Annotated in this window: 13 protein-coding genes and 1 pseudogene; 7 read left to right on the plus strand and 7 right to left on the minus strand. The window is 40.4% G+C overall.

Annotation, left to right across the window (positions count from 1 at the left end):
* Nucleotides 1–85: 85 nt before the first annotated feature.
* The 4 genes from V7K84_RS21245 to V7K84_RS21260 all read right to left on the minus strand — a co-directional run bounded on the left by V7K84_RS21245 (nucleotide 86) and on the right by V7K84_RS21260 (nucleotide 6529).
* Complete coding sequence (locus V7K84_RS21245) at nucleotides 86–1612, minus strand: serine/threonine protein kinase (RefSeq protein WP_334840925.1); 1527 nt, start codon at nucleotides 1610–1612, stop codon at nucleotides 86–88.
* Between the two features lie 100 nt (nucleotides 1613–1712).
* Nucleotides 1713–3335: a serine/threonine protein kinase gene (locus V7K84_RS21250; protein WP_334840927.1), complete on the minus strand. Its 1623-nt coding sequence runs from the start codon at nucleotides 3333–3335 to the stop codon at nucleotides 1713–1715.
* Nucleotides 3336–3661: 326 nt separating this feature from the next.
* The gene (locus tag V7K84_RS21255; RefSeq protein ID WP_334840929.1) at nucleotides 3662–4846 is read right to left on the minus strand and encodes an esterase-like activity of phytase family protein; all 1185 of its coding nucleotides are present in this window, start codon (nucleotides 4844–4846) and stop codon (nucleotides 3662–3664) included.
* 222 nt (nucleotides 4847–5068) lie between these two features.
* Entirely contained in the window at nucleotides 5069–6529 is a 1461-nt protein-coding gene (locus V7K84_RS21260; protein WP_334840931.1) for a TM0106 family RecB-like putative nuclease, read from the minus strand.
* A 246-nt stretch (nucleotides 6530–6775) separates the two neighbouring features.
* Between V7K84_RS21260 and V7K84_RS21265 the strand changes: the two genes are divergently transcribed.
* The 7 genes from V7K84_RS21265 to V7K84_RS21295 all read left to right on the plus strand — a co-directional run bounded on the left by V7K84_RS21265 (nucleotide 6776) and on the right by V7K84_RS21295 (nucleotide 13000).
* On the plus strand, nucleotides 6776–7969 hold the full coding sequence (locus V7K84_RS21265) for an aminotransferase class V-fold PLP-dependent enzyme (protein ID WP_334840933.1): 1194 nt from the start codon (nucleotides 6776–6778) through the stop codon (nucleotides 7967–7969).
* A gap of 79 nt (nucleotides 7970–8048) precedes the next feature.
* A complete protein-coding gene (locus tag V7K84_RS21270; RefSeq protein WP_334840935.1) occupies nucleotides 8049–9131 on the plus strand; it encodes a glycosyl transferase in 1083 nt (360 codons plus the stop codon).
* 212 nt (nucleotides 9132–9343) lie between these two features.
* The gene (locus V7K84_RS21275; RefSeq protein ID WP_334840936.1) at nucleotides 9344–9757 is read left to right on the plus strand and encodes a secondary thiamine-phosphate synthase enzyme YjbQ; all 414 of its coding nucleotides are present in this window, start codon (nucleotides 9344–9346) and stop codon (nucleotides 9755–9757) included.
* 285 nt (nucleotides 9758–10042) lie between these two features.
* Complete coding sequence (locus V7K84_RS21280) at nucleotides 10043–10792, plus strand: hypothetical protein (protein WP_334840938.1); 750 nt, start codon at nucleotides 10043–10045, stop codon at nucleotides 10790–10792.
* A gap of 32 nt (nucleotides 10793–10824) precedes the next feature.
* Nucleotides 10825–11613 (plus strand): Nif3-like dinuclear metal center hexameric protein, encoded by a 789-nt coding sequence (locus V7K84_RS21285; RefSeq protein ID WP_334840940.1) that lies wholly within the window; start codon nucleotides 10825–10827, stop codon nucleotides 11611–11613.
* A 281-nt stretch (nucleotides 11614–11894) separates the two neighbouring features.
* Nucleotides 11895–12113 carry a hypothetical protein gene (locus V7K84_RS21290; protein ID WP_094350459.1) on the plus strand — a complete coding sequence of 73 codons (219 nt, stop codon included), beginning with the start codon at nucleotides 11895–11897 and terminating at the stop codon, nucleotides 12111–12113.
* Nucleotides 12114–12688: 575 nt separating this feature from the next.
* Entirely contained in the window at nucleotides 12689–13000 is a 312-nt protein-coding gene (locus V7K84_RS21295; protein ID WP_012408115.1) for a DUF6679 family protein, read from the plus strand.
* Nucleotides 13001–13054: 54 nt separating this feature from the next.
* Here V7K84_RS21295 and V7K84_RS21300 read toward each other — a convergent pair whose 3' ends face one another.
* The 3 genes and pseudogenes from V7K84_RS21300 to V7K84_RS21310 form a co-directional block, all read right to left on the minus strand.
* Nucleotides 13055–14725: an MBL fold metallo-hydrolase gene (locus V7K84_RS21300; protein ID WP_334840942.1), complete on the minus strand. Its 1671-nt coding sequence runs from the start codon at nucleotides 14723–14725 to the stop codon at nucleotides 13055–13057.
* A 619-nt stretch (nucleotides 14726–15344) separates the two neighbouring features.
* The gene (locus V7K84_RS21305) at nucleotides 15345–15812 is read right to left on the minus strand and encodes a DUF29 domain-containing protein (protein ID WP_334840944.1); all 468 of its coding nucleotides are present in this window, start codon (nucleotides 15810–15812) and stop codon (nucleotides 15345–15347) included.
* 293 nt (nucleotides 15813–16105) lie between these two features.
* Nucleotides 16106–18069 (minus strand): annotated as a pseudogene (locus tag V7K84_RS21310) (HEAT repeat domain-containing protein); the annotation flags it as partial.

Genomic DNA, 18069 nt, shown 5'->3' on the forward strand with positions numbered 1-18069 from the left:
CTATTTTTTATTTACTTGTCAAGTGTTTCGGAGTCAGGAATTAGGAATTATTTTTGTTGCGTATTTTAGTGGTGCTAATTATACCTTAAAAAGACCGTGATAATGCAACCTGTGGCTCTGATTCCAGATGTTGCAACATTCTGGATTGCATTTGTTTATACTGCTGCTTTAATAGCTGTTTGCTCAATTGGGGTTGAGAAGCGGCTGGTAGAGTATGACTCTGTTGCACCCAGGTTTTCAAGATTTGTCGCTGAGTTGACTCAATGCGACTGCTGAGAACCTTGATACAAGAATGTGGTGCTTCCAGAGTAAAGAAAATCAAAGGATATTGTTCATTTTCAGCCAGGAGACTTACCATCTTAAGATTTTGGGGATTTTGCATATCTAAGTAGCATGGTAGCCACTTAGGAGCCAATTGCCGATTGTAGAGTACAGTTACCCACAACAGCATCGGATGAGGCGATGTCACAAAGATAAACTGGTTGTAACGGGTAGAAACCGCATAATTTTTGATTTCTTGTTTAGACAACATCAACCATAACGCTGTCATCGAGCCTTGTGGGGTGTCTAGAAGCCGGGGAAAAACAATTTCTTGAATTGGTTTATTTGGAGGCCACAAAAGTTGCCGATAGCTTTGTTCTACTGTGATTGGTAATGCAGAATTTAAGGGACGACTAAGAACGGAGTTAGAGGCGAAATTTGTAGGTAAACTGGAACAATTAGACTGTTCTACACTATTTAATACTTGCAAAATTTCAGCGATATTTTGAGGGCGATCGCTTACTTTTTTAGCCAGACAAGCCATAATTAAATTATTTAGTTTCTGAGGTATTTTAAGAGTGGGTTTAACATCTTCGATCGTTTTTGGTGCTTCAAAGTGATGTGCTTTATACCAAGCACCAAAGTAATCAGTTTCCGTTTGCCAAGGTTTTTTGCCTGTAAGCATTTCAAACATCATCACACCCAGGCTGTAAATATCAGAACGACTATCTAGTTTTTCCCCATCTAGCTGTTCTGGAGAACAGTAGGGTAAAGTGCCATTAAATCCGCTACTTGTACTAGCTGTTGATGTATAATTCAAAAATCTAGCAATACCAAAATCGAGAATTTTAACTAACTGACCCAATATCGGATCGGGAACAACTAATATATTGGCAGGCTTAATATCTCGATGAACCAACGGACAAATTTTGCCATCAATATTAATCCCTTGATGGGCACACTGTAAGCCCAAACAAATTTGGCGAGAGAGAGTCAAAAACATGGACAGAGATAGCGGAATTAAATCCTTTAAACTCTTGCCACATAGATATTCCATGACGTAATATGGTTTTCCTTTTTCATTCACACCATAATCATACGCCCGCACTATATGTACGCTCTTTTGACTCAAGGCTGCACTCATTAGTGCTTCACGAGCAAAGTCTTGTTGCATCTTGGTATTAGCAACAGTTTGAGTCAAAAACTTGATAGCAACTGGTATACCTCCTAACAAAACATCATTCGCTAAAAAAACTTCACCCATGCCACCGCTGCCAATTAATTGCTTGAGCTGATAACGATTGGCAATTAAGCCCGTACTACTTGGAGATGTAAATGGGCTTTGATTCACTTTGTTCACCTCTGATGCTGAGTCCATTTAAAGTTAGCAATAAACACATAAAACTATTATTAGATAATGGTGGCAAGCATTTGATTTTGATAGCATACTTTCAACGATGCAATAGTAGTTTCAAAAACATTTCCAAGAATTTAGTCATCCAAATTTTTAAACCATCTGTCTCAGATTTTTGATGTGTGGCTAAGTTTCGTAATATGTCTAATTTTAGCTTTTCGTACTCTGCTTTTAGAATATTTTTGGCTTGACTAGGCAAAATTAATTCATTGGACTGTTGACTAATATCTAACCAATCTACAAGTTGTTGACGCTGTTTAGCTGTGAGATTTAAAGTCGTTACATGAGAGCAATGAGTCGGATCTTCCAAGGGGAAAAATAGTAAATGATAGTAGCCTACTTCTGCTAAACCACGCGCTATATTTTGACTTTTATTATCTTTTAGATCCAGAAAATAAGGTAGCCATTTAGTTGTAGAAAGTTGGGCGTCATATAGTACTGTTACCCAGAGTAACATCGGATATACATTCATTTTACTAATAAATTCAGTACTATGTATTTTATCCAAAAATTTTGCAATCTCTTGTTTGGGCAACATTGCCCAAAAAGTTGGTATAGGTCTTTGAGGAGTCTGTAGTAAATGGGGAAATCCAATTGGCGCAATTGGTTTATTTTTAGGCCAATTTTTCTGCAAACACTCTTTTTCTGATAGTAAAGTTGCGGGTACTAATTGAAGTGGAAGTGAGACTTTAATAATGTCAGTACTATTACTATAAATAACATTGTTAACTTGAGAATTAACCTTTTCTAAATCTTCTAATATTTGGTTGATATTCTGGGGGCGATCGCTTACCTCTTTAGCTAAACAACTCATCAATATTTTTTCTAATATTTCTGGTATTTTAACTTGCGGATTTACTTCTTCAACTGTAGGTGGCATTTGAAAGCGATGGGCTTGATACCAAGTACCAAAGGAGTTACTTTTTGTTTGAAATGGGTGTTTCCCTGTCAGCATTTCAAACATTAGTACTCCCAAACTATAAATATCAGAGCGGACATCTAGCAGTTTACGCCCTTCCATGTGTTCTGGAGAACAGTAAGGCAAACTGCCAATAAAAGAATCTGTTAGAGTCATCCCGCTTCGCTCTGTTAAAAACTTGGCAATACCAAAATCTAGTATTTTAACAATTTCACCTTTTTTACTATCTTCAGCAATAAATATATTTTCTGGTTTAATATCTCTGTGAACAATAGGATAAATCTCTCCTTTAAGGCTGATACCTTGGTGGGCACATTGTAAGCCTAAACAAATTTGATTACAAATTTCTAAAAACTTAGATATTGTTAAGGGCTGAATTTTCAGAATTTGTTTGAGATTTTTTCCTTGGAGGTATTCCATTACATAAAATGGAGTTTTATCCTCAGTAACTCCATAACTTAAAATGCGAACAATATGTTTACTTTTGCGACCCAATTGAGCGCCAATAAAAATCTCTCTGGCAAAACGTTGGGACATTTGTTGGTTTGACAAACTAAGTGATAAGATTTTGATTGCGATCGGCATACCGCCTTTAGCAGTATCTTCTGCTAGATAAACTCTACCCATACCCCCTTTGCCAATCAAATCTCTGATTAAATAGCGATTGTTTAAAAATTGTCCGATATAATCGTCTAATTCTGCTTTTTGCCCTACCATACTCTCAATTCTATTTTCTGGCATAAAAATCATTTATAAAAAATATTATTGGTAAAATACTTTAATTAAGTCTAGCTAATTATTAAATTTAAATCTAAGAAATATCCTAATTTTGAGAAAATTAATTATATGCTATAAATATGCTTAAGCTCTCTGCAAAAACTGCTAAACATTGTGTAACATATTTATTAACGAGTACGGTTGAGAAATTACACGTAAACAATAAATAAGCTAGATAAAGTTACTTAGTAGATTCCGTGAATACACAGGAATAATCAGAAATAATTAAATAGTAGTAAAGCCGCCATGCCTACAACGGGCTACGCCTACGCACTTTTAGCTCTGTACGGTTAAAGGTTAAAATTTGGGAAGAAACGGCGTAATAATCTAATTAGTGGATTTTCAATTTTAATTTTAAAGGCTAGTATCTGGGTGCGTTGCAGGGAGTTAAAATTATTATCACTGATGAGAATTAATGATTGTTGACCATCCGGTAGTTTTGGCCCAAGAGTTAAGCCTTCGATGTTGTCTAGCAGTACATCTAGTTTCCTCAAATCTAACAGCAGCTTTTTCTTAACTGGTTTAATATTTTTAGAATCAACTACTAAAAGGCTATCAATATTATGAATATCATCGGCTCCTTCTAAAGAAACCTGAAACAGGGAAATAGCAAATCCTAAACCAGTAAAAGACCTTTCTAAACTTAAGAAGTGTCCTTGATTATCGAGAGCAAGCAAATCGGGTAATCCACTAACGAATTTGCCAATTAGATTCAAAAATGGTGAAACTGGTTCAGTTTGGTAAAGAAATTCCTTGTCTGGCTGGTTGTTGAGCAAGTTGTATTGCAAAATTCGGCAAGGGCTACCGATATTAGGTTTAGCTGCGACACCATCTTGTATTAGAGCATTTTCGGTGGCTGTGAATAGATGCTTGTTATCGGGTGCGATGGTGAGGCTTTCAAAAGCTAAATTGTTGCGGATACCTTTTTGATTAGTTTTATCTGGTAAAAATTTCTTTGGTATGGGGAGTGTTGCAATTTCTCTGCCAGAAGATAGGGAGAACTCTTTAATAAAAGGATTAATTAATTTTGTAGCATCGCCTTCAGAAGAAACAAACACGGTTGCTTTATCAGTTAATGCGATACCTTCTGTATCAGTTTCACCAGGGCGAAATATTTGAGCATTTTCATTTAATAATTTAGTAACGCTGACTGGAATAATTCCACCTTTTTCTAGTAAACCTTTACTCAAGTCGATTTTCAAAGTGTATAAATGGGTGGCAGCTTTTTGCCCACGCTCATCAGAAATAGCATAATAAAGGTTATTTTTTGAATTATATGTAATTCCAGATAAGCCTCCTACTTCAGTATTTTGAAAGATTAAACCTTTCGGTAAGGTAGCTTCACCGATAAATTCTATGCTACTTATTTCAACACCATTTGATGGTAAATTTGTGAATATAATGCTAATAATTGTAATCGAAATTAAAAATAAAAATATTCGTGGAAGTGTGAAGATTTTTTTAGTTAGCTGCATAGATTTTTTCGTTAAATCAATATTTGTAGGGACGTATAACTGTACGTCCCTACAAATAATATCAATTAAATAAACAATTTGACAGCTACAAGCCTATAAATCCTTACTAAATCAGGCTTTATTAATTTCTAATTATCTAGAAAGTCTGAGTGGATGTTCCTTCTAATTAGACTTTTCAAGACGTATTTTGACTTTGAAAAGCTTTAAAAAATAAGAAATTACTTAAGCTAGTCGTAAATCATATTCATCTTGAAAAAAGTTGACAAGCCAATCTTTGACTTTAAGGGTGGCGCGGCAGTCATCTTCGTTGTAGCGTTGGATAATTTCCAGTAAGGTGCGATCGCCTGTTTCTAACCATCGATCGTACCAGTAAATACACTTGGCACCACTGGCTTCTTTATCGCGCCACTCAAATCCTATCCAACGAGCGATCGCTTTCAAGGCATAGCTTTCTACGGGCAATGCTACACTTTGGGTTAATTGTTCATACACATCCACAAATCGATTCAGTACAGGGCGTACTAAGGAGTGTGGAGTACCGTAAAGTTTTGCCAACCGTTTGACTGTATCAAACTCGTAGACACAAAAATGATAAATTGGCGCTTCGGGATATTGCCAAACCAAATCTAAAAATTGGTGCCAAACTAATTCTTCGTCTTCTGGTTTGTCTGCTAAAAAGGAATAAAATTGTTCTGTATTAGCTTGTCTATTAACAACCAAAACCCCTAAGAGATAATCTAAATCTAAGTCTGGCTGGGCTTCAATATCAAAATAAAGCTCTATGGGTGCTGTAAATGTAATATCTTCTGTTGGTAGCGGATATGGTAAAATTAATGGTCGTTTTTCTAGTGCAGATTGAGCTTGCACTACCAATTTGGGCGCTACTTCGCTGTCAAAACCAAGTAGCTTTTCTAAGCTGCTGGGACTGGTGTTAGCAAGAGATTCCAGTGTGGTAATGTCTAAGGCTTGGAGTTGAGTGTAGCGAAGGGGTGTTACTCCTGGTAGCAGTGAGAGATGTTTTTCAGATTGAGCGATCGCATAACATTCAGTATACCAATGGCAAAAATTGCACTTTTGGCGAGAAATAAACACTTCTGGCGGATTCGGCGACTCTAAAACTTGAATAAATTCCTCTAGAATCTGCTGCATCCGTGGCATCCATTTAAACAGATCCACTGCATAATTTGTATTTTTACTTCGCAATATAAGCGAAGCTGTTTCAGGTGCAACTCCCTGCACTGATGCCAACACTTGGACATGAAATGCAGCGACAACCTGATATTCTTGCTTAGGGCGCTTACCCAGTTCAATACTCGCCGGGACGTAGATCCAATCTCCAAAATTTGATTGTCCCGGTTGTTTCACGAGTAAATCTGGACGACTTAACAGGGTGTCTGCTTCAGAATAATTTGCTAACAGTACTCCTTTATAGATGTACTCAACCCCACGCTGCATCAATTCTAAAGTTGCCTTCTCTGCCTTTTCCCAGTTTCCATAAGAATAATCTGGTTGATGATAGGTCACGTTTGCCAAAACACTCAACTGATGAGCGATTTTGTCCTGTTGCAGTTTCCGTAGCAACTCATTGGGGGCATCGCGCTGACTTTTGTCACCGTGGATATCTAGAAAAGGTCGGCGTTTACAGCGTTGGTATTGCAGTAGGAGTTCAGCATTAATTAGCATCCTTTTAAGTTAACAATAATTAGCAGAATCTGGGAGTAACTGTGACAATTAAAATCTGGAAGTGGCCATACCTTTGGTGGGCTACGCCAACGCGTCCACGCTTAATTTGTTGTTTATTTTATACTGTCAACAGCTAGCTATTGGCGTAAACAGCACAAGCATTTGCTTTTCTCCTAAATTACAACAGAGAGATAAAACGCCTCTAAATCTAAATAGCCTGCAAACAGCAGATATCTTTTGTGAATTATGACTAGTATTTCTGCATCACCAATCAAGCTGCATCGGCATCGAGAGCAATTTCCGGCTTTAGCGAATAAGGCTTATTTCAATTATGGGGGACAAGGGCCGATGCCTCAAAGGGCAATGGATGCGATCGCCCAAACTCAAGCTTATGTTCAGGAGATAGGCCCCTTTGGTAATGAGGCGTATAGCTGGATAGCGCCCCAGACTCAAGCTGCTAGAGTTGCGATCGCTTCTGAGTTTCATGCACCATCTGAAACAATTACCCTCACGCAAAATGTCACTGTTGGCTGTAATATCGCCATGTGGGGCATCGAATGGCGTGCTGGCGACCATCTCCTACTCTCAGACTGCGAACATCCAGGCGTGATTGCCACAGCCCAGGAAATCTCGCGGAGATTCGCTGTGGAAGTTACCACCTGTCCCCTAAAAGCGACTTTAAATGAGGGCGATCCGGTAAAAGTTATTGTCCAGCATTTGCGCCCCAATACCCGTCTTGTCATCTTGAGTCATGTTTTCTGGAATACTGGTCAAGTTTTACCTCTTGATAAAATTGCCGAAGTATGCAGGAATAATAATTCTTTTTTACTCATAGATGCTGCCCAATCTGCTGGTTTATTGCCTTTAAACTTGACTGAATTGGGAGTAGATTTTTATGCTTTTACTGGTCACAAATGGTTATGCGGTCCAGCGGGTGCTGGTGGTTTGTATGTCCGCCCAGAAGCACGAGAAAGCCTGAAACCTACGTTTATTGGCTTGAATGGCATTGTTGTAGATAGTCAATCTCAGCCTGTGGATTGGCTTCCAGATGGGCGGCGATACGAAGTGTCTACATTAGCTTATCCGTTGTATCTTGGGTTAAAGGAAGCGATCGCAATTCATCAGGAATGGGGAACGTCACAGGAACGTTACGAGCAAATTTGCCATAACAGTGAGTACCTCTGGCGACAATTGACGGCGTTACCCAATATTAAATGTTTGCGAACTTCCCCACCCGAAAGCGGTATAGTCTCCTTTCAACTTGAAAATAATCAACCTCAAGCTCATTTGAAGTTGGTAAAATTTTTGGACTCACAAAGGATATTAACTCGGACAATTGCCGATCCTAGCTGTATACGTGTTACCGTTCATTACTTTACTTTAGAATCGGAAATCGACTTATTGATTGAGGCGATTCAAAGTTTTTGCAAAATTAATTAAAAGTTAGGAGTTAGAAGTCTGTAAATTATGATTTTAACTCCTAACTCCTAATTCTTAACTCCTAACTCCTAACTTAAAAATGGAACGCCCAATCTTATACTTAGCAATAACTAACCACGGCTTTGGTCATGCTACCCGCACGGCTTCTGTAGCTGCAACAATTCAAAAGTTATGTCCAGAAGTTCTGCTAATTGTGGTAAGTACTGCTCCACGCTGGTTGCTAGAGTGCTATATAGAAGGCGATTTTATCTATCGTCCCCGTGCATTTGATTTGGGTGTGGTGCAAACAGATAGCTTGACAATGGATAAAGTAGCGACTTTAGAAAAGTTGCTTGATATTAAGAAGCATCAAAATTCGCTGATTGCCTCAGAAGTGAATTTTATCCGCCAAAATCGCGTTAATCTTATTTTGGCAGATATTCCCTTCCTCGCTCCTGGGTTTGGCAAAGCGGCAAATATTCCCTGCTGGATGATGAGTAACTTTGGCTGGGACTTTATTTACCGCGATTGGGGAGGGCAATTTACCGCAGTTGCAGATTGGATTAGTGATTGGTATTCAAAGTGCGATCGCTTGTTTCGTCTTCCTTTCCACGAACCAATGCCAGCTTTTAACAATATCACAGATGTCGGCTTAACAGGCGGTTCCCCCCGTCACTCTGCTGATGATTTACGTTCTTTTTGGCGAATAACAGCACCAGTCGAAAAAACTATTCTGTTGACCTTTGGTGGGTTGGGTTTACAACAAATCCCTTATGATAACTTACAGCGATTTCCAGATTGGCAATTTATCGTATTCGATCGATCTGCCCCTGATTTACCTAATTTAGTGAAAATTAGCGATCGAAAATACCGCCCTGTAGATTTTATGCCTATTTGTGGACGAGTCGTCTCTAAACCTGGTTATAGTACTTTTTCGGAAGCCACAATACTAGGATTACCAATTGTCACCATACCGCGTGAAGACTTTGCCGAAGCAACTTTTATAGTAGAAGGCATAACTAATTATAATCAGCATCAAATCATCACCCCATCTGAGTTTTTTCAAGGTAATTGGAATTTTCTCCATGAGTTACCCCAACCTCCAAGGCAATCTCAACCAATTGCTAAGGATGGTAATGAAGCGATCGCTAAAGCTGTTCTCAATTATTTACAGACGAAATAAAGCTATTCAAAGTAACATCAACTAATAATGGAATCTTCAAGCATAGATAAAGAAACTCTAGAATTAGCCACTCAAGGAACATGGATTAAACATGGATTAAATAAGATGGAAAAATTACTGTTTGAAATGACCAAAAACAACTCATGATATACGCCCCTAAATTTATTTATGGGGATCATTAATTTTGAATTTTGAATTCGGAGCGAAGCGACGTGACTCACTACCAAAAGTTACTAAAAATTTCCACAACTGGAAAATCTTTTTACAACATCACTGCAAAAATTGCAGCCGCAGTTGCCGAATCGGGTGTTGAAACTGGTCTTTGCACTTTATTTTTGCGCCATACTTCAGCCAGTTTAGTTATCCAAGAAAATGCCGATCCTGATGTTCTTGTGGATCTAGCGAATTTTATGTCAAAACTCGTACCAGAATCAGGTAAATATATCCATGATGCAGAAGGTCCTGATGATATGCCAGCACATATTCGTACTGCACTCACCCACACTTCTGAACATATCCCCATTAATCGCGGCCACTTAGTACTAGGAACTTGGCAGGGAATTTATATTTGGGAACACCGCCAACGCAGTCATTCCAGAGAATTGGTTGTTCACATTTCTGGATAGCCAATTCTTAAGTTTTATTGAAAGTGTGGTTTTGTAGAGTTTAAATACTCTGGTTATACTGTCTACCTTTTGGATATAATCTCCAAAAATCACGGTGATATGCATTAAAAAAATATCGCCTTGATAAATTTTTCATGACAATTATTGATACAAAACTAACCAGATATGCATTAAATAGTTCGTGTATATTTGTAAATCAAAAAGTTAAGTTTATTTGTGATTATTAAAGAATCCGTTTATGCCGATATACACTAATATTTAGTGTAAGCTGTCTGGGCTATTACTATGAAGCAAGAACTAACACCAACTAATACTTTTAAACTTATTGATGAAATCCTTGCCCAGCAGTCTGTTAATTTATTGTCACTTAGTCCTCACAAAACATTAATTACCAGCTTTGCAGAATTGGGAAATTTGATTGCGGAACACAATACCGACATTCAACTTATCACAACTCTTCAAGAAACTCTCGAAAGCATAGTCTGTACTCAAATAGAAAATTTCCCAGAAAACATATTTTGGGATTTTGATTTTCTGGTAAGTAGTATGCTTAGACAGGCTTTAAATGCAGATGAGGGCGCTATTGCTTTCTTAAAAATTTTTGGTGAAAAAATGGTTTGTCTGACAGAGATGTTCGGCAATAAAACGGAAATGCGCTTTCGTTATGTTCATGATTTTATGTATGGATTTGAGTGGGCAAGATGGGTACAAAAAGAGCCACAAAAACGCGCACATATAGAGCCTTTTAGTCTGGTATTTTTGGATTATTTGCTCGTCAAAGGTAGGGAACTTTTACAACGTATTAATCATGGTCAGGTCGTATCTTATAAACTGTGTGAGACGGGCTACCGCAACCCCTTTACCTTTTCTCGTGAACCAGAAGATGAATACCGTCTGCTAACTTATCTTGCTGAAGAAGAACTTATTCCAGTAGCAGTATGGAACTGGAATGCTAGCCCTGTATGGAACAAACCTTTCCAGGAAATGCGCCAGCAATTAGCATTAAAATTAAATATTCAACCACAGAGACGCTGATTAGCAATTAAAAATTGCTGAAGAAAATAATTATGAAAATTGCTGATTTAATTAATTGGTTTGAAGCATGGGCTAATCCCGCTTGGTGTGAAAGCTGGGATAATTGTGGCTGGCAAATTGAACCAGGAGTTTTGCAGGAAGAAACACGGGTTTTGGTGTGTTTGACACCGACTTTGGCGGTAATGGAGGAAGCGATCGCAGAAAATGCTAATCTGATATTTGCCCATCACCCCTTAATTTTTAATCCTCTCAAATCTTTACGCACTGGTGAAGCGATCGCTGAAATGGTACGGTTAGCCTTTACCCATAATATTGGTATTTACACTGCTCACACTAATTTTGACCAAGTGCAAGACGGGACTGCTGACGTTTTAGCTCAAATTTTAGAACTAAAAGAAGTTACTCCCATAGAACTTACACAAGCAGGATTAGGATATGGCCGTGTTGGTTTGCTAGAGCCATTTCTAACATTACAGGAATTACTTGCCACCATTCAAACCCGACTTGCTCCACCTAATTTGATTTTTTCCCCAAGTGCTGATTTACAGCAAACAATTTCACGAGTTGCCGTTTTGGGTGGTTCGGGGGCTAGTTACATTTCAGCCGTTGCCAAAACTGGTGCCCAAGCTTATCTGACTTCTGACTGTAAATTCCATCAGTTTCAAGAAAGCCGCGATCGCGATCTCATTTTAATCGATGCTGGACATTATGCTACCGAACGTCCGGCTTGCGATCGTTTAGTGCAAAAATTCCAGTCTTTAAACTTAGACTGGGTGCAATTAAGTCAAAAAGATGAAGATTTTCGCCAGTTTTTTGCTTGATTACTGATGCTTGATTGTATTTTGTGGATGCTTGTCGAAAAAATTGATTGTTGTATTTTAATTTTGTTAAAACATTCAGCTTCTCAACATTGATACTGAAAATTCCTCTGCCCTTTTATCTGTGTATATTAATAGACGGAGTATCGAAAAATCATATTGTGATGTAAATCACTGGTTTAGCGTAATACTAATCACACAGTATTAATGTTTCATATCAATTAGTAATAGAGAAAAATGTTTCACACTAGACCTAATAATTTGCTCACTCTGCCTTAACCAAGATGATTCGCACAATTATCGCATCTGCTTTCCAAACGGGATATCTTAGTGTTGAATCTGAGGGTTTACTCCAGCAGGTGCTAGCCACTAAATGCTATCAGCCAGAGGATTTGCCAGAACTCGCAGCCCTATACGATGCAGTTCGCGCAGGAAAAATTAAACGAGAAGCATCCTCGTCGAACGTGCTTATAGAATTTCCTTTACCACATAAATCCTCCTGAGACTTCTGGAGTAGAATTTTCTCATGGTCTTTTCCCTCTACCTCTTCCCTTACGCTGTTGCCTTTTTTCAGACAAAAACCTGAAAAACTCAAAACTATTTCGGTGTTGTTGTTGAAAAGCATCAAGGTCAGCAAGAGAATGAGTTAAGATCAGATACAAGTGGGTAAAAGTAAAGCCAAGTCCCCGGACTTCCCAGTAATGCCAATGATTAAAAGTAGGCAAGTTAAACAACCGCAATCAACGATTGTTTTGGAGTATTCTTTATTACATAATGGTAGGAATGACTCACCAACAAATATAAACCTGGTTAGGACAGGTACCGAATTGTCTGACTTCTATAGAAGCAGACATTCCCTAGAATAAGCCGGAGAGAAATTGAGTTCATTGCTAGAGCATCTGATTTATGACCCAATATTATCCTGATATTTTGACAACTAGAATCAAATCTTGGGATTGGGTTATGAAGCGTACTTGTTCTGAACAGTGAAATTAACCTCTTAAAGGTGTAATGTAATGGGGTAGAACCCAGATTTTGACAGGTTTAACTACGTTGTTTAAAAAGGCAGAAACAGTACATGCTACACCGCAAGATTTATCAACTGTGTTGCGATGGGCGCGAGGTATGTGTTTTCTTGCGGGACCAGCAACGCTGGATTGAACGCGCCCGCATCATAGACATAGAGGGAGATTTAGTGACCCTACGCTATGAAACAGAAGAAGAGGACGAAGTTTGTTCTTGGGAAGAAATGGTTCGCCTCGAGAGCATTGGTGCTGTAACGCAAAAATTGGCTTCAGTACCGCGCGGTAATGTAGAACCTCTGATGACTGAAGATTGTCCCGAGGCAGAGCGCATTCACAACCGTTACACTGACTCGAATCCAGAATAATTCGGTGCTGAGTGCCCAGTGCTGAGTAACAAATCCTAACTCAGCATTAAGCATTCAGGACTCAGGATTAGATAAGCGTTCAAAGGCAGGACAGTAACCTTCGAGAGTTACCTTAAAGTTATACAACGGGGAAGCTGGGTTCCAACACCGCTGCCCCCTTTGATGTCGGCAATTACCACAACAGTCTACATCTATCCATGTATAGCGATCGCTGTTTTGGTTGAGCAGTTCTCGTTGAGACAATCCCCTTAATACTAATTCTTCCCCTTGCCAACGAGCTTCGATTAAACCAGTATCGGCAAATTGCCGCCAACGCGGATCGGCAGTAATCACATTGGGTAGGGTGATTGTGATTACTGTTCCTAACTCTGTCAGTTCGCCTTCGTAGTTAGTCTCAGGTGCTGCCGGTTGTAAAAATGTGTCGCCGATGGGCAGTTCTACTAAGGTATCAGCCGCTGGGGAATGTACGTGGTAGCGGTTTTGCAACTCCTCTAAGCTAGTCAAGTCTGCCAAGTAGGCAGGAGAACCGTGGACAAAAATGACGTGCTGGGGTCGCAAATTATGAATTAGCTGCGTAGTACCAGGGCCATCACTATGTTGAGCTAAGAGATAGCTTTCGACAGTTGTGGGTGCTAAATATTCTTTGTTAACTTTTATATCAATTTTTTCTGGTAGGAGAATCAGCCAAGGACCGGTGTCTAATTGGCAGTGTTTGCCTAAATCAGATGTCGAGTCAGTGAGGACAATACAAGGTGACTTGCCCACTGTGGAACGATGTTCTGGTTGTAAACGACGCACGCGGGGACGTACCCGTTCATCCCAAAACAAGGGTTGATGGCGGGCGAAGTTCTGCACCGATGGGGGGAGATGGGGTAGCAGTTCGAGGTATGCATCACACCCAGTGGCGACAGCACCATCTACCCAGATATCTAAATCTCGTCCGGTGAAGTGGTGATGCGATCGCAAGAGCATTAATAATTCTTGACCTAATCCTAAAGCCGGGGTGGGAAGGATTACAGAACAATGGTCAGCGATCGCGCGATTGATTCGCTCGGCTAGTTGATTTTCTTGGTTGCGGCGGTGAGGATGACGGGATGTGCCATAACTACCTTCAATGATTAGCACATCCAAGTCTAAGCCCCGCAGTTCCTCTAAACGCAAACCTTCTACCAGTCGGGAGTTTGATAAGAAAAAGTCCCCTGTATACAGTAGCTTGTAAGTACGCTGCTGGGTGGTATAGGTGAGGAGAATTGCTACTGCTCCTGGTAAATGCCCTGCGGGAAATAATTCTGCCACCAAACCATCTTGGAATTCCACAGGCGATCGCAATGGCAAGGCATGACAAAATTGGGAAATTTTCTCAGGGTCTTCGTCTAGCCAATTCAGTGGCAGTAACTTGCTAGTCACCTCACTACCATAAATAGGTAACTTGGGAAAAGCTTTATGCAGCGCCAGTAAGCCTTTGGAGTGATCTGGGTGGGCATGACTAATCAAAACTAAATCTGCTGGTAGGGGCGAACTAGTTCCAAGTCCCGATTTAGTAAGCCCCTTAGCCAGCGATGAAATATCTTCAAAACCACAGTCCAACAGAATGCGGTGTGGGCCCATTTTCACCAATAAACACACGCCCTCATTGTCATGCTGGACACTATAGGGCAAACATTCTAATTCACTACCCGCTTCCGCAGCATCTACGCGAGAGGATGCCGACAGATTATCCCTCATGCTCTCCTCCCCTCAAACCTCATCATCATGGACATATCCCAAAAGCCAAAAGTTACACAAATTTTGCTTTTGTGACTTAGGGGTAAGTTTTATCGTGCGCCCCTACACCCTGAGAATACAGATTTTTGATTGGGGAGGACGCCTCCACGAACCCGCACTGGTTCGGAAAGGTGGGCTAACGAAAAGCCATCAAGCTAGTAACTTAAGAAGTCTGGCTCTTGTTTATTTTCCCTTTGCAAGTTCTGAGCTATTTTAGTCAACTCACCCTACAGCAAGTCGCCAAAGGGTCTACAGACTTATCTCAATGTGCGGAGCCGTTACCGTGATAGTTATCTGAATCATAGAATCCGTTTTTCGTGCCAAAGAATAAGCACGAAAGCGTAAATATAACTGTTAACCCGGCTAGAATCAGCTTTACATCCATTTGTTTGCTGCCCTTTACTCAAAGACTTTCCTATATTAATTTAGTGCTTCCGCAATCAAACGGAATCACTAGAAAATCTTTACTATGCTTATATGGATTGGGCAATAGGTAAATTTACCACAATCAGTCAGATTGTAGAACCTTTCGGTCAAGCTGTCTATCTAGATGTAAAGCAATATGACAACGAGCAATTGTCTACAGCCCGTAAAAATCTTCATCTAAAATCTGCTCAATCGAAAAAGGACAAACGGTGGGATATTCACTTTCTTGGGGTATGCGAATCCCAAACTTAGCCAGCTTACCTTCCTTAATCCCTAGCTTGCGAGCATCTGGGTAGGCTTTTTCCACAGCCTCAACCAGAAAACTTTTTAGAGAAGGAGTATCTGCCAAATTATTCAGAACTCGCTGACGATGTTCCAGTATGGAGCTATACCAGCTGCCTTTCATGCTATCGGGGATATCATACTGAACTCGCAACTTGAGTAAATGCGTTAATAAAATTGTCAGATTGGTTTTTAGCGCATTTTTTTCTGCTTTACCCAAATCAACTAGTTCCTCAATCAAATGCTCAATATCCAACGCCTCAAATTCATGATTTTGTAACTGTTGAATGGTTTGCTCAATCCATAATTGCAAATCGCGATCGTATAGCGGGTTAGGCATTTTTCAGATCAACTCCTAGTTTCTCACTCGATCGTAGCGATGAAAGCGATCGCACTTAGAGGATGTTTGAAAAGTGGTTGGCTGTGATTTGAGGCACTAACCGATCCCCCCTAACCCCCCTTAAAAAAGGGGGGAACCGGAATCAAAGTCCCCCAATTTATCGGGGGATTTAGGGGAATCTAGAACGTTTTGTTACCGAGAAGAAAACTTTTCAAACATCCTCTTAGAGCCAAGGCAATGGAATTGCTTGCGGTACAGTGCATGAACGCGGCTACACAGGTACGAATAACGGATTATCTAGTTCGCAACAACTGCACAAAGGTATTACTCACCGTGTTGTCTTTGGTATCGGCAGCGTATTGAATCAATTCTTCTCGCAGTTCTTTGGCTGCATCTATCTCAAGTAAGGTTGCTAGCAAGAAGTAAACACCACGAAAACGCGGATCGCCCATTCTATCAACTAATATTCCTTCGGCGGCATCAGTTTCGCCGAGAAAGTTTTGCACCAAGAAGAAATCCATGATTTTATCGTGGCGGAAGTACCATTCTTTCTTGGCTTCGCCTTTTTCACCTTCCCACTGACGGCTGACTACCATTTTGTATTTCTCGTCTGACAAGGACATGGCGACTTGGTGAAATTCATCGGCGGGTAAGGCTTGTTTGTCTTCGAGTCGCATTTGGTAGACGGCGGCTGAGAATTTCTTTAAGGGAAATTCTTGATTCCATTCTTTCAGGTATTCTGCCGCCATTAAATTGTATTGCTGTTCTTGCAGGCGAAATAAGTTTGGGTGTTTGCCTTGTGATAGCATCAGCGCAACCACAGTTAAATCCATTGGATTGGAAAGAATTCGGCGGACAGCATCTAACTCTTCTTGGGCTTGCTGGTTATTGAGGACTTCTGTTAAATAAATGGTGCTGGCTTTGGCATAATCAGCACCTTGAATTTTGGCATCTTGGGGGAGTCGCGGCTGACGGGAGATCAAAAACTCTTGAATTTGTTGTTGTTCAAGGGGCTGCAAGTAGTAGGTTTTGGCTGTTGAGGGGGGTGTCCACTCTAGGGGCTGGGTAGTCATGATAATGTTGCCCCGAAAATAGCTTTCGACAAACTGGCAGATTTTTGCCCGTGTTTCGGCGGTGACTTCGTTGAGTCCGTCGATGCAGATATCTATCGCGCCACTGTAAATTAGGTTTTTCAGGAAGCCGGCATCTTGGGCTTGGCCGTGTAGCTTGTCTTGGATGGCTTCAATTACGCCTTTATCACATTTTTGGGCGGGGAGATAAACGACTATGCGCTGGGAGTTTTGCAACAGATGACGGAGAAACATCGACTTGCCTAAGCCGGAATCTCCTTCTAAGATAATTTGTCCTTGAATGCTGGGTAAGGCTGCGGTAATTGGCTGGATGTCTCCTGAAGTGGGAACTTTGACTTTTGATTCTGGGAAGTATGATTGGTCATAAAAATTATCTAAGCCGGCATCGGCTAATAGAGAAGGTTTGAAGGGTTCAAATAATTTGCGGCGGAAGGGGGGAAACCAGGTGAGGAGAAAGCCGACATAGCCAACGCCGAGAATACGGCGTACCCAAGGGTTCCAGAAGAAGATGGCTTGGACTTGGGGGAATTTGGGGTAGGCAAAGATCAGGGCAAGCCAAAAGGCAATATGAATGATGATGGTGATTCTGGCTTTGAAAAACCACTGCCAACCCTCAAGGTTACTTATCTGTGACTGCACCGCATAAGCTTTATTCGGGTAGAAAGTTTTGAGATTCTTCTGGTGGGATTGTAGCAAACCAATATCATCCCATTTCCAAGGAACTTTTTTGTCATTGGCAACTATGGAAATCTGTTCTGCTAAATCTTCTCTTAATCTATCCAGGTCTTTACTAGGTTCCCAGGCTTTAAGAAAAACCTCCAGCGTTTTCTTGCCTTCATCGTGGTTAAGTTGCTCAGGAATTGTTTTTCTCTCAGGTCTGGCCAGCCATTTGAGCAGAGTTTTTACTTCATCATTGCCGCCACTCAGGAAGTAAGACGAAAACCGCCAAAATTCAAACTTTCCATCTGACCCAAATATTCCCTGGTTTGGCTCATAGGCATAATTCAAAAACATAACAACTTCTTCCAACTTGAGTTGTTTTATCTTGCCTAATGCCGATGCCGCACCATAACGAACGTTGGCGTCCACCTTTTCATCCTTGAGGAAATTGAGGATGTCAGGGACATACTTGGCTGCGGCGTCTCCCAAGTTGCCCAATGCCGATG

It is taken from the genome of Nostoc sp. (assembly GCF_036917315.1).
Classification (GTDB): Bacteria; Cyanobacteriota; Cyanobacteriia; order Cyanobacteriales; family Nostocaceae; genus Nostoc.

What these genes read in the sequence shown, in the direction of transcription:
- V7K84_RS21270 (WP_334840935.1), top strand. Translation starts at nt 8,049, where the DNA reads ATGGAACGCCCAATCTTATACTTAGCAATAACTAACCACGGCTTTGGT.
- V7K84_RS21280 (WP_334840938.1), top strand. Translation starts at nt 10,043, where the DNA reads ATGAAGCAAGAACTAACACCAACTAATACTTTTAAACTTATTGATGAA.
- V7K84_RS21255 (WP_334840929.1), bottom strand. Translation starts at nt 4,846, where the DNA reads ATGCAGCTAACTAAAAAAATCTTCACACTTCCACGAATATTTTTATTT.
- V7K84_RS21260 (WP_334840931.1), bottom strand. Translation starts at nt 6,529, where the DNA reads ATGCTAATTAATGCTGAACTCCTACTGCAATACCAACGCTGTAAACGC.
- V7K84_RS21305 (WP_334840944.1), bottom strand. Translation starts at nt 15,812, where the DNA reads ATGCCTAACCCGCTATACGATCGCGATTTGCAATTATGGATTGAGCAA.
- V7K84_RS21265 (WP_334840933.1), top strand. Translation starts at nt 6,776, where the DNA reads ATGACTAGTATTTCTGCATCACCAATCAAGCTGCATCGGCATCGAGAG.
- V7K84_RS21295 (WP_012408115.1), top strand. Translation starts at nt 12,689, where the DNA reads ATGCTACACCGCAAGATTTATCAACTGTGTTGCGATGGGCGCGAGGTA.
- V7K84_RS21300 (WP_334840942.1), bottom strand. Translation starts at nt 14,725, where the DNA reads ATGAGGGATAATCTGTCGGCATCCTCTCGCGTAGATGCTGCGGAAGCG.
- V7K84_RS21285 (WP_334840940.1), top strand. Translation starts at nt 10,825, where the DNA reads ATGAAAATTGCTGATTTAATTAATTGGTTTGAAGCATGGGCTAATCCC.
- V7K84_RS21250 (WP_334840927.1), bottom strand. Translation starts at nt 3,335, where the DNA reads ATGCCAGAAAATAGAATTGAGAGTATGGTAGGGCAAAAAGCAGAATTA.
- V7K84_RS21290 (WP_094350459.1), top strand. Translation starts at nt 11,895, where the DNA reads ATGATTCGCACAATTATCGCATCTGCTTTCCAAACGGGATATCTTAGT.